The organism is Dokdonia sinensis (assembly GCF_003688895.1).
Taxonomy (GTDB): domain Bacteria; phylum Bacteroidota; class Bacteroidia; order Flavobacteriales; family Flavobacteriaceae; genus Dokdonia; species Dokdonia sinensis.
The window spans coordinates 245,540-256,948 of the sequence record NZ_REFV01000001.1 but is presented as its reverse complement, the minus strand read 5'-3'; the positions used below and the strand labels follow the sequence as shown (position 1 = coordinate 256,948).

13 protein-coding genes are annotated in these 11,409 nt (G+C 40.1%); 8 read left to right on the top strand and 5 right to left on the bottom strand.

The features are described 5' to 3' along the window. Nucleotides 1-10 precede the first annotated feature (10 nt). Nucleotides 11-1,522, top strand: coding sequence for a glucose-6-phosphate dehydrogenase (zwf, locus tag EAX61_RS01035; RefSeq protein WP_121915793.1), 1,512 nt, complete (start codon nt 11-13; stop codon nt 1,520-1,522). A 1-nt stretch (nt 1,523) separates the two neighbouring features. On the opposite strand, the gene EAX61_RS01030 is transcribed toward zwf, so the two are convergent. From EAX61_RS01030 to recF, 3 genes are read right to left on the bottom strand one after another with little or no spacing between them, the layout of a single operon-like run. Beyond that, nucleotides 1,524-1,817 carry a DciA family protein gene (locus EAX61_RS01030; RefSeq protein ID WP_121915792.1) on the bottom strand — a complete coding sequence of 98 codons (294 nt, stop codon included), beginning with the start codon at nt 1,815-1,817 and terminating at the stop codon, nt 1,524-1,526. Next, nucleotides 1,817-2,230 carry a lipocalin family protein gene (locus EAX61_RS01025; protein ID WP_121915791.1) on the bottom strand — a complete coding sequence of 138 codons (414 nt, stop codon included), beginning with the start codon at nt 2,228-2,230 and terminating at the stop codon, nt 1,817-1,819. Before EAX61_RS01025 ends, EAX61_RS01030 begins: the two co-directional genes overlap by 1 nt. A 40-nt stretch (nt 2,231-2,270) precedes the next feature. After that, complete coding sequence (gene recF, locus EAX61_RS01020; RefSeq protein ID WP_121915790.1) at nt 2,271-3,359, bottom strand: DNA replication/repair protein RecF; 1,089 nt, start codon at nt 3,357-3,359, stop codon at nt 2,271-2,273. A 150-nt stretch (nt 3,360-3,509) separates the two neighbouring features. Here recF and EAX61_RS01015 point away from each other — a divergent pair, with 150 nt between their 5' ends. The 7 genes from EAX61_RS01015 (at nt 3,510) to EAX61_RS00980 (ending at nt 10,096) form a co-directional block, all read left to right on the top strand. Next, on the top strand, nt 3,510-4,292 hold the full coding sequence (locus EAX61_RS01015) for a tetratricopeptide repeat protein (RefSeq protein ID WP_121915789.1): 783 nt from the start codon (nt 3,510-3,512) through the stop codon (nt 4,290-4,292). A 169-nt stretch (nt 4,293-4,461) separates the two neighbouring features. Continuing rightward, entirely contained in the window at nt 4,462-4,959 is a 498-nt protein-coding gene (gene ribH / locus EAX61_RS01010; RefSeq protein WP_121915788.1) for a 6,7-dimethyl-8-ribityllumazine synthase, read from the top strand. Nucleotides 4,960-5,225: 266 nt separating this feature from the next. Beyond that, nucleotides 5,226-5,507 (top strand): riboflavin synthase subunit beta, encoded by a 282-nt coding sequence (locus EAX61_RS01000; protein ID WP_121915786.1) that lies wholly within the window; start codon nt 5,226-5,228, stop codon nt 5,505-5,507. A 22-nt stretch (nt 5,508-5,529) separates the two neighbouring features. Continuing rightward, on the top strand, nt 5,530-7,422 hold the full coding sequence (gene mutL / locus EAX61_RS00995) for a DNA mismatch repair endonuclease MutL (RefSeq protein ID WP_121915785.1): 1,893 nt from the start codon (nt 5,530-5,532) through the stop codon (nt 7,420-7,422). Next, nucleotides 7,422-8,183, top strand: coding sequence for a rhomboid family intramembrane serine protease (locus EAX61_RS00990; RefSeq protein WP_121915784.1), 762 nt, complete (start codon nt 7,422-7,424; stop codon nt 8,181-8,183). Before mutL ends, EAX61_RS00990 begins: the two co-directional genes overlap by 1 nt. Nucleotides 8,184-8,186: 3 nt before the next feature. Further along, complete coding sequence (locus EAX61_RS00985) at nt 8,187-9,068, top strand: rhomboid family intramembrane serine protease (protein WP_121915783.1); 882 nt, start codon at nt 8,187-8,189, stop codon at nt 9,066-9,068. Beyond that, the gene (locus EAX61_RS00980; RefSeq protein WP_121915782.1) at nt 9,068-10,096 is read left to right on the top strand and encodes an endonuclease/exonuclease/phosphatase family protein; all 1,029 of its coding nucleotides are present in this window, start codon (nt 9,068-9,070) and stop codon (nt 10,094-10,096) included. Before EAX61_RS00985 ends, EAX61_RS00980 begins: the two co-directional genes overlap by 1 nt. Here EAX61_RS00980 and EAX61_RS00975 read toward each other — a convergent pair. Both EAX61_RS00975 and lepB read right to left on the bottom strand, forming a co-directional pair. Then, the gene (locus EAX61_RS00975; protein ID WP_121915781.1) at nt 10,091-10,726 is read right to left on the bottom strand and encodes a WbqC family protein; all 636 of its coding nucleotides are present in this window, start codon (nt 10,724-10,726) and stop codon (nt 10,091-10,093) included. The genes EAX61_RS00980 and EAX61_RS00975 overlap by 6 nt on opposite strands. Further along, nucleotides 10,726-11,409 (bottom strand): signal peptidase I, encoded by a 684-nt coding sequence (gene lepB, locus EAX61_RS00970; protein ID WP_161555148.1) that lies wholly within the window; start codon nt 11,407-11,409, stop codon nt 10,726-10,728. Before lepB ends, EAX61_RS00975 begins: the two co-directional genes overlap by 1 nt.

The following is an 11,409-nucleotide window of genomic DNA, read 5'->3' as shown; positions in this document are numbered from 1 at the left end:
CAACCTTTTTATGCGCACTACAGAAAATCAATTGTTAGTCATTTTTGGCGCTTCGGGCGACCTTACGGCTCGTAAACTTGTTCCAGCACTTTACAAGTTGTACCAAGAGAAGCATCTACCAGAACACTTTGCCGTACTAGGCGTAGCGCGCAGTTTTATGACGGATGAGCAGTTTAGGAAAAGAGTGGCGCTGGAGAGTAAGCATATTAAAGATAGCGATGAGTTTATTGCACAGTTCTCCGAAAAGCTTTTTTATCAGGATCTAGGCGACTCGTATGATGTAAGTTATATGGAGCTTAACGAGCGTTTGCAAGACTTGAACACGGCTTACCAAACAGACAATAACTTCATTTTCTATTTAAGTACACCACCCAGTCTTTTTGAACCAATTGCCAAAAATCTCACGGCTCAAGGTCTTAACGACGAGCGAGAAGGATGGAAACGATTGATTATCGAGAAGCCCTTTGGATACAGTTTAGATACAGCGCAATCGCTCAACAATGATTTGCATCGCTATTTTAAAGAAAAGCAGATTTACAGGATAGATCATTATCTAGGCAAGGAAACGGTACAGAATATCCTAGTAACACGGTTTGCAAACAGTATTTTTGAACCCCTATGGAATCGCAGTTACATACACCACGTAGAAATTACAAACGCCGAGAGTGATGGCGTAGAGTCTCGTGGCGGTTATTACGACAAATCTGGAGCATTGCGCGACATGTTTCAGAGTCATTTATTGCAACTCGTTGCACTTATTGTAATGGAACCACCATTAAGCGCAGATCCAGAAGAAATACGCAACGAGAAACTAAAAGCACTCAAGTCATTACGACTAATGACTGACCCAGAGGTGTTGGAACAAAACACGATAAGAGGACAATACCTAGCTTCAGAGATAGATGGAGAACGTGTAAACGGGTATCGCGAGGAAGAAGATGTAGATCCAGATTCTACCACAGAGACGTATGCTGCGGTTAAATTTTACGTAGATAACTGGCGCTGGGCAGATGTACCTTTTTATGTGCGTACGGCAAAACGTATGCCTACAAAAGTGACCGAAGTGGTGATCCACTTTAAATCTCCGCACCATCAGATTTTCAAAAACTCAAATATTAACAAGGATAATAAGCTCGTCATCCGCATTCAGCCAGATGAGGGGATTCTTGTAAAATTTGGTGTAAAAGTACCTGGACAAGGCTTTAAAGTAGAGCGCGGTAACCTAGACTTTTATTACTCTAGTCTGGGTGACACCCACATTATGGAAGCCTATGAACGTCTTTTACTCGATGCAATGCAGGGAGATGCCACACTATATGCCCGAGCAGATGAGGTGGAGGCTGCCTGGCGATTTACAGATCCTATTTTAGAATACTGGAAAGAAGGAAATGCTCGCATTTATGGGTACTCCGCAGGAGTTTGGGGTCCAGAGCATGCAGATGAATTAATTGAAGGAAAAGGACAATGGCGCAATCCCGGAGCACATCTAGCAGACGATCCTGGATACTGTGTGATTGAGTAATCTAGCGTAAGACTAACTTTTTTATTACATCTTTTCCAATAGCTTCATTAAGCCTCTGTACTATTTTTTCTTTGCCGTAGCTTAGTTCTTCTCTAAACACAGAGGAGCTAAGATTAATAAACAACGTTTCTCGCTCAAAACGAATTGAAGTTGTATACTTTTTAAAAACAGGATTGAGGGCATACCAGGCATCTGCTACATTAACCTTGTCTATACCTTTCTGAAGTTTATTTTTTTCTACAAATTCGCCTAGAGCGGCACTTATAGAAATAGGGTCTGTATTGCGTTTTGTCATTAGTCTATGCTTAGGGGTTCGTAGCGTCTATAAGTATATGTAAGTCCATCATCATTTTGAACAACGAGCTTATTACGGGTAACTTTTACAACGGTTTCATTCCAGGTATCATAAGCAGTACTGTATCGTAGTGTTATCCTATTATGGTCTGTCGCTACGTCTATATTCTCTTGAGCATTTGTAGTTTTAAAATCTCCTATAAGATTTGCGCGCACTTTTTTACGTACACCTTTTCCGTTTTCTATCTGTATAAAATCTATATTCTCACTTATGGTGTATTCCTTACGGTCGCCGTTAGGGTTCTCAACACTAGCGATTTCCCAGTAACCATTTATTAATTCGAGTTGCTCATCTGCGGTTTTAGTACAACTCGAGACGATTAGGAGTAGGAGGATGTAAATGGTGTTTTTCAAAGGTGTTTATTTTTATCAAAGTTCGCAAAAACAAATATTCTTATTCCATCCCTAGATGAAATAGTTCATAACTCTGGTGTGTACGTTTTACAACTTCCTCCGTACGTTCTGGATGGGTGTCGCTTATAAAGAGTTGGCCAAAGTTATCCTCATTTACAAGTTGTATGATTTGAGCAACTCTGTTTTCGTCTAGTTTATCAAAGATATCGTCTAGTAACAATATAGGAGGAACACCACTTTCTTGCTGGATAAAGTCAAACTGGGCTAGCTTTAATGCAATAAGATAAGACTTCTGTTGTCCTTGTGAGCCAAACTTCTTTACTGGATGCCCATTAATTTCAAAGTGCAAATCGTCCTTATGAATTCCTACGGAGGTGTACTGTAGCCCTCTATCCTTAGAAAGAGCGTTAGTAAGTAAATGTTGCAGTGGCATATCCCGCAGGGCGCTGGAGTAGGTAAGAGTCACATTTTCTACACCGCCACTTATGGCTTTGTATCGCTCTTGGAAAATAGGCTCAAAACGTTCTAAAAACTCCTCTCGCTTCTCAAATATCGGATTTCCATAGGTGACCAGCTGGTCATTATACACAGCAAGCGTATCTGCATTAAACGTATTGTTTGCGGCAAAATATTTTAAAAGTGCATTACGCTGCGCCAGCGTTTTTGTGTACGCCATCAGGTCTGTAAGGTATTTTTTATCGCTCTGGGCAATGACGCCGTCCATAAATTTTCGGCGGGTGTCGCTACCTTCGGTAATGAGGTCACGGTCTGCGGGAGAAATAATTACGAGCGGAAGGAAGCCTATATGATCTGCAAAGCGTTCGTATACTTTGGCGTTACGTTTTATGATTTTTTTCTGTCCTTTTTTTGCACTCACGACCACTTTCTCATCACGTTCATTTTTCTCATAAATACCATCTATGACAAAAAAATCTGCGTTGTGGTTTATGTTTTGGCTCGTAACGGGATTAAAATAACTCTTCCCGAAGGACAGGTGATAAATCGCATCCAGCACATTAGTCTTTCCCACCCCATTATTTCCCACAAAACAGTTGATTTTAGCGTTAAAATCAAAGGCTCGGGTCGTAAAGTTTTTATAATTAATGAGAGATAGGGATTTTAAAATCATATAAATATGTGGTGGAGTGTTTATGGGTAAGCTTTCGCGAAAGCGTATACCTCAAGAAAACGAACTATAAAGTAACCAAAATTAAGGAATATTTTCCCTTTCATAATTCAATAAAAATTATATTTTTGCGCCACTAACAGCGGAAACGAAATGGCAACATATAATAAAAGAGGTTACAAGCCTAAAACGAAGAAGGAAAAGGAAATCGAAGAGGAGATTGAAGTAGGAGAATCTACTACTGCCGAAGTCTTTGAATCACTAGACCAGGGAGCCTCACGGACAGAGGAATGGGTTGAGAAAAATCAGAAGCCTATCCTTTATGGAATCGTCGGTATTCTTGTTGTTGTTTTAGGATACCTAGCCTACACAAAATTTGTAGTTGAGCCTAATGAGATGGAAGCGTCTACAGAACTTTCTCAAGCGCAGGAAAACTTTACTACAGCGCTAGAGACTACAAATACATCGGTACAAGATTCATTATATCAAGTTGCACTTACAGGTTCTAACGGAAAATACGGTCTTTTAGATATTGCAGATAATTACGGAAGTACTAAAGCCGGTAATCTTGCTCATTATTATGCAGGGATGTCTTACCTTGAGATAAAGGATTACACAAAAGCAATTGAGCACTTACAGGATTTTAATGCAGATGATATGATTCTTGCACCGTTAGCTAAGGGTGCTATAGGAGACGCCTTTATGCAATTAAATCAAGCAGATGAAGCTTTAGGTTATTACGAAAAGGCTGCGGGAATGAATCCCAATGACTTTACAACGCCGCGCTTTTTATTAAAAGCTGGTGTTGCAGCAATAGAGCTAGGTCAAAACGACAAAGCAATTAAACATCTTACAAAACTAAAAGATTCTTACGCAGACTCTGATTATGCTGCCCAAGCCGATTTATACTTAGGGAAGGCTCAGGCAGGAAACTAAGACTACTAAAAATTAATACAAAACGTCCTGAACAATTGTTTAGGACGTTTTTTTTGGAATAAAGTGAGACTCGATCAATATGTTGCTCGATGTTTTCATAATTTTGATTAACGATTAACGATTAACGATTAACGATTAACGATTAACGATTAACGATTAATAACTCATTATGGCAACAGCAGGTACAAACCTTTCTGCATACGACAAGAATAAGCTTCCAGATGCGTCTAACTTTAGGATTGGACTGGTGGTTGCAGCGTGGAACGAGGAGATTACAGAAGGACTCTGGCAAGGCGCTTTTGACGCGCTACGTGATTGTGGCGTGCTCAAAGAAAACATCGTACGCTGGAACGTGCCAGGGAGTTTTGAACTTATTTACGGCTGTAAAAAGATGACCCAAAGTTATGATATGCTCGATGCTGTAATTGCAATTGGTAACGTGATACAAGGTGAGACGAAGCATTTTGACTTTGTATGTGACGGAGTGACCCAAGGAATCAAGGATTTGAATATTCAGGGAGATATTCCTGTGATATTCTGTGTGCTTACTGATAATACAAAGCAGCAATCCATAGATCGTTCTGGTGGGAAACACGGGAACAAAGGAACCGAAGCTGCGATTGCAGCGATACAAATGGCGCAGTTACGCAAAGAGGCTAGGTTTTAGTTTTCAGTTGCAGTTGCAGTGACAAGTGACAAGTGTAAAGTGTCTAGTATGTCGCGTGCGCTTCTCTTGGTTTTATTGATCGCTTGCAACGACTCCTTTTCAGAATGAGATTTCTTTGCGGCTTTGTGCCTTTGTGAGAGAACATAACGTATGAGTGTAAAGTGCCCTACTTTAAAGCCAGACTTTCTTGTAAAAATCCCGCTACTTCCCATCCTTTTGGAATAGTTGTTGCTCGATAATTCTTATATTTGAAAGAGACCTAGATTATGGCATTTATAAAGCGCACAAACAAGAAATTTGATTATCAACCTCGTTATTATAAGAGTGATAAAGATGGTAGTCCGTATAAAATGGAGGGACGTTTTGACAGCTATCGCTCTACATTATCATCTGCAGGAGGTTTAAAAAAACGTTTTACAACAGCTTGGGATGAATTACAGGAGTCTAAAAAAGGCGGTTACAACAAAACTATAATCCTTATCTCAGCCATTCTCATTTTGCTCTTCTTGTGGCTGATTGATTTTGACTTATCTATTTTTGCACTTTAATAAATAAAGGCTTACCAAGGCTATGGCAGACATCATAAAGCTATTACCTGACCACGTAGCAAACCAGATTGCGGCGGGTGAAGTCGTGCAACGTCCAGCATCTGTAGTAAAAGAATTGCTGGAAAATGCGATAGACGCAGGGGCGACCACCATAAAACTTATCGTAAAGAACGCTGGCAAAACACTCATTCATATCATAGATGATGGCAAGGGAATGAGTAATACGGATGCGCGTATGAGTTTTGAGCGTCACGCAACTTCTAAAATCGCTACCGCCGAAGATTTATTCAAACTCAATACGAAAGGTTTCCGAGGTGAAGCACTAGCTTCCATAGCGGCTGTCGCTCACGTAGAGCTAAAAACAAAGCCTGATGGAAACGATGTGGGCACACTCATAGAAATAGAGGGTAGTACTATTATTAATCAAGAGGTTTGTGCCACTCCCAAAGGAACTTCTATTGCTGTTAAAAATCTTTTTTTTAATATTCCCGCCCGACGTAATTTTTTAAAATCAAACAACGTAGAATCCCGTCATATTATAGATGAGTTTCAACGTGTGGCACTCGCACACCCGGGAATTGCGATGTCTATGTATCACAATGAGGGAGAATTATTTCACTTACCCAGTGGAAATTTAAAACAACGTATTGTCAATATTTTTGGTGGTAAGACTAATGAGAAATTAGTCCCCGTTCAGGAAGAGACGGAAATTGTAACTGTAGATGGTTTTGTGATAAAACCAGAATTTTCTAAGAAAACGCGGGGAGAGCAGTTCTTTTTTGTAAACGATCGTTTTATAAAAAATGCCTATCTAAATCACGCGGTATCGGCGGCCTTTGATGGATTATTGCCAGACAGGGCGCGGGCGAGTTACTTTTTGTACCTCAAAGTAGACCCGAAGACGATTGATATTAACATTCACCCTACAAAAACCGAAATCAAATTTGACGATGAGCATTCACTTTATGCCATCTTGCGCAGTACGGTAAAACACAGTTTGGGGCAGTTCAATATTGCACCTGTGCTGGATTTTGATCGGGATTCAAATCTAGATACTCCCTACGATTATAAAAATAAGAACGCACTCACTCCTAAGGTAGAAGTAGACCGCACCTTTAATCCCTTTGCAAATGTTGCGCCACCTAAAAAAGGAGCACAATTGCCCAAGCACGAAAAGCAAAATACTACTGGCTGGGAAAAAATGTATGAAGGACTGCAGTCTAAGCCCTCGGCAGATGGTGGAGATTTTAGTAGTGTATCCTTTGAGAGCGACGCGAGCAACACAGATATTTTTGTAGGAGCCGAGACTTCAATGCGCACGGAGAATGGGATGAATAACGCTTTCGCGAAAGCGGAATCCACAACCTACCAACTCCACAATAAATACATCGTCACCACCATAAAGAGCGGCATGGTCATCGTAGATCAGCACCGCGCACACCAACGAGTGCTCTATGAAGAATTATTGCGTAACATCACGGTAAAGGAATCTGTGAGCCAGCAGTTATTGTTTCCACTCGTTCTGGAATACAGTACCAGTGAATTAGGGTTGATATTACAACTTAAGGAAGGGTTGGAAAATACGGGATTTGCCTTTGGGAAAATGGAAGATGAAACGCTGGAAGTTACAGGAATACCCACCTCAATAGGAGAGGGACAAGTACCTATAGTGTTAGAACAATTACTAAGCGATTTAGAAAACGAAGTGCCAGACGTAGGATTTAGTCAGACAGACACTCTCGCCAAAAGTATGGCCAAAAGTATGGCTGTAAAAGCTGGAGAGTCTCTTGATGACCTCTCCAGAGAACATCTCGTAAACCGACTATTTGCCTGCAAAGAACCTTCGGTTTCCCCGTCAAATAGGACTACCTTTATCACGCTCACGGGCGACGAACTAGAAAAGAAATTTAAATAATGGCAAAAATTACAGATACGGTTAAGGTGTTGCTTATCATTAATGTGATATTTTATCTTGCGTCACAGTTTGTTATTTCGCCTGATAATGCGATGGAGTTGTTTGCGCTCTGGTATTTTGAGCACCCAGCTTTTGAACTGTGGCAACCAGTAACGCATATGTTTATGCACGACCTCGGAAGCCCGATGCACATTATTTTTAATATGTATGCGCTATGGATGTTTGGAGGTCCCATTGAGAATGCATTGGGACGCAATAAGTTTATTTTCTTTTATTTCTCGGCGGGACTGGGTGCGGCTTTTATTCATTCGCTTGTTAATTATATTGATTTTCACGATGCATACCAGTTTTATATAGATGCAGGGTACTCCGTAGAGCAGATGAAACAAATTTTAGCGCAATCGGTTAGTCCTGGTTACGGTGTGCCCTTGGATAATATTCCACAAGAGGTTACGATGAAATTATCTGGGGCTTATAATATACCTGCTGTGGGAGCCTCGGGAGCAATTTATGGAGTGCTTGTTGCGTTTGGGATGTTGTTTCCTAATGCTTCACTGGGACTTATTTTTATACCTATTCCCATCAAAGCAAAATATTTTATTCCGGCATTGATTCTAATAGACTTGTTCTCTGGGATAACTGGATTCTCAATTTTTGGAGCCAATATTGCAAACTGGGCGCATTTAGGTGGAGCATTGTTTGGATTTATAATGATGTATTACTGGAAGAAAAACAGTTTTAATAAAAACCGCTGGGACTAATCTATGGCATCACCATCTCTCGCATATCAATTTAAAACCGCAAACATTGCAATCAAACTGATTGTAATTAATGTTGCTGTATTTCTATTGTTTAATCTCATCCCGTGGATTATTCAAATAGATAATGTAGTGCTTACACAGTGGTTTTTCTTACCTAGTGATTTGGGTAGTTTTATCACACAACCGTGGGGACTGCTTACCTATAATTTTCTGCATCGTGATGTATGGCACCTGTTGTGGAATATGCTATACCTGTATATTTTCTCACGTTTTATTCTCAATCTCTTTACGGATAAACGATTGCTTACCGTTTATTTACTTGGCGGTATGGTGGGAGGTTTACTGTTTGTTGCAGCTTACAACTTATTACCCGCTTTTCAGGGTAAAGGATACCTTATAGGAGCCTCTGCCGCTGTAAATGCAATCATTGTATTTATTGCTGCATATACACCGCATCAGACCATTCGCATTATTATGTTTAATGTGAAGCTTTGGCATATTGCTGCAGTACTCGTACTCATAGACCTTTTGAGTTTACCTACTTCTGGAAATGCAGGAGGATTGATGGCACATTTAGGTGGTGCCGCCTTTGGCTATATCTATGCTAAACAATTGGCTAAAGGGAACGACATCGGGGAGTGGTTTGAACGCATTATGGATAGCGTTGCGAGTATGTTTTCTGGAAAGCCTAAAGAAAAAAAATCCAGAATGCGCACTGTGCATCGCAATACAAAAGCACCCTCTAAGCCCACTGCTAAAAAGACCGAAGGTAAATCGGCGCAACAACAGCAAATAGACGCCATACTTGACAAAATAAGTAAAAGCGGCTACGAAAGTCTGTCTAAAGCCGAAAAGGATTTCTTGTTCAAAGCTGGGAAGGACTGATGAAAAAGCTGGGACTTTTCGGGAAGCTCTTATTTTTTATCAATAGTCTCTTTGTGATCCTATTATTGCTTGGGTATTTTCTACCTTATATCCCTCCGCACGTATTCCCTCGGCTTGCAGTTTTATCTTTAGTATTGCCTGTCTTGCTGTTTATCAATGCACTTTTTTTCGGCTATTGGTTATTCAGAATGAGACGGCAGTTGTTGCTTTCGGCAATAGTACTGGTCTTTGGGATAGGGCATATTACTGCACTATTTCGTTTTGGTAGTAATGAAGATAACGTTCGGGATAGTGACTTGAAAGTAATGTCTTTTAATGTGCATTCTTTTACGCGGTTTGGTAAGACTCCACGACGAGAATTAGAACCCGAAATTAAGGCCTTTATCGCTCAAGAGAACCCCGACGTTATTAGCTTTCAAGAATATAACCCGTCGTTGCAATGGATGCAGGAATATGAGCACCAATATGTTCATATGACAAATAGGAAAGAAACTTTTGGACAGATCATTTATTCTAAATTTCCAATAGTACACAGTGGCTCCCTTGGTTTTGGGAATACTGGGAATAACGGGATTTTTGTAGATATCGTGAAGGATTTGGACACACTTCGGGTTTACAATCTTCATTTTCAGTCTTTTCGTATAAACGCTAACTTTTCGCAACTGCAACGAGAAGATTCAAAACGATTATTAGGTCGGATGGCAGAAGCTTTTGAAAAACAGGAGGATCAAATGGAGCTGTTTTTGTCCCACGAAGCCCAGTGTCCATATCCTATAATTGTCACGGGAGATTTTAACAACAGCGCTACTTCCTATGTGTATCGCAAGGTAAAAGGGGAGAAGGTGGACGCTTTCGCGAAAGCGGGCTCAGGAACTGGACGCACCTTTACATTTGACTTTTTACCCTTGAGAATAGACTTCATTCTAGCAGATGAAAAGCTGGAAGTGGTGAATTTTAAAAACTATGACGTGCAACTGTCTGACCATTATCCTATAATGGCAGTTTTGAGAAATACTAAAGAGTTATAGCGCCGAAAGGTCTACTTTTTCCAGATATGTAATCGCATTCGGTCCCTGATTAAAAAGTAGATCAAGCACAGACATGTTCTTTAAATAACCGTGATTCTCAGCAAACAGTTGGTTGTATTCCGGAAGCGGATAATCGCGCTTACTCTTACTATCGATAAGAAATCGCAGGTCTTTCTGTGCTGTAGGGGTTCTAAAATATTCGGTAGAGTTGCTCGTAGGCACTTCTATCTGGAGACATTCCATCACAAAAGCGTTGCATCCCTCGTGAAAAGCCGAAAGTGTATCCCATTCCATATGATACAACGGTTCAAGATCGTCCTCGTAGTACTCAAAGTACGGTGACGTTTGATAGGCTGTTTTTAAAGAACGCCAGTGATTACGTTGCCATTTAAACTGGTTCTCGATGCGCACCTCGTTTGTTGTCTGGTGTCTTGCCGTTTTATCTACCCGATGTAATATGGGAATGGTAAGCGATAGCACTCCCGTAGCCGTGGCAATCTTAAAGCGATTGCGGTAGGACTGCTTTTGGTAATTGTCGTGTACCTCAAAAACAACAGCCTTAGCCTGAGCAATAGTGGCATATTGAATTATAGGGGCGAAATATGCGGGTTGTAGGAGGATGGTGTTCATTATAATTTCCAAATTACCTTGCTTAAAATTGTCTCTTGGTTTATAAAGCCAATATTTCTTGAGTCATTTGCATTATGACGATTATCTCCCAAAACAAATACTTTTCCTTTAGGCACAATCACAGGACTAAAATTATCAAAACTTCCAGATGTCCCCAAGATATCATTGTTTTGTTGAATAGAAACGTCAACCTCAAATTCTCTCGGAACTAAACTAAAGTCAAGACTGTTTTTACTATGATTATCTAACTGAATTATATAGGTGTCTTCTTGAACGAGAAAAAACTCAACATTATTATCTATCTTTTTGATTTTCTGAAATTCAGAATTGGATGCTAAGTATGAGTACTTAAGATTTAGGTTTGTATCACTATTATCACCATTAACAAAGAGTTGTCCTTTCTTCATTTGAATTGTATCGCCACCCACACCCTTCAATCTAAATATATAGGTCCCAAATCCATATTCAGGATCGTTTCTTTCGTAAACAACGAAATCATTTTTTTCGATAGGTGAAAATCTAGACGTAAAAACAATATCTCCAGGTTCCAAAAATGGAGAATTAGCCGTACTGTTTACACTGTACCAAGCTAGAATCTTTTCGGATTTTAGTTTTTGTAGAATTAGAAATATCGTAGCTAAAATAGCTACTGAACCCAATACGGCCCTTTTATTAAATTTCAA

What these genes read in the sequence shown, in the direction of transcription:
- EAX61_RS00990 (WP_121915784.1), top strand. Translation starts at nt 7,422, where the DNA reads ATGGCAAAAATTACAGATACGGTTAAGGTGTTGCTTATCATTAATGTG.
- EAX61_RS00975 (WP_121915781.1), bottom strand. Translation starts at nt 10,726, where the DNA reads ATGAACACCATCCTCCTACAACCCGCATATTTCGCCCCTATAATTCAA.
- recF (WP_121915790.1), bottom strand. Translation starts at nt 3,359, where the DNA reads ATGATTTTAAAATCCCTATCTCTCATTAATTATAAAAACTTTACGACC.
- zwf (WP_121915793.1), top strand. Translation starts at nt 11, where the DNA reads ATGCGCACTACAGAAAATCAATTGTTAGTCATTTTTGGCGCTTCGGGC.
- EAX61_RS01000 (WP_121915786.1), top strand. Translation starts at nt 5,226, where the DNA reads ATGGCATTTATAAAGCGCACAAACAAGAAATTTGATTATCAACCTCGT.
- EAX61_RS01030 (WP_121915792.1), bottom strand. Translation starts at nt 1,817, where the DNA reads ATGACAAAACGCAATACAGACCCTATTTCTATAAGTGCCGCTCTAGGC.
- EAX61_RS01015 (WP_121915789.1), top strand. Translation starts at nt 3,510, where the DNA reads ATGGCAACATATAATAAAAGAGGTTACAAGCCTAAAACGAAGAAGGAA.
- EAX61_RS00985 (WP_121915783.1), top strand. Translation starts at nt 8,187, where the DNA reads ATGGCATCACCATCTCTCGCATATCAATTTAAAACCGCAAACATTGCA.
- EAX61_RS00980 (WP_121915782.1), top strand. Translation starts at nt 9,068, where the DNA reads ATGAAAAAGCTGGGACTTTTCGGGAAGCTCTTATTTTTTATCAATAGT.
- mutL (WP_121915785.1), top strand. Translation starts at nt 5,530, where the DNA reads ATGGCAGACATCATAAAGCTATTACCTGACCACGTAGCAAACCAGATT.
- ribH (WP_121915788.1), top strand. Translation starts at nt 4,462, where the DNA reads ATGGCAACAGCAGGTACAAACCTTTCTGCATACGACAAGAATAAGCTT.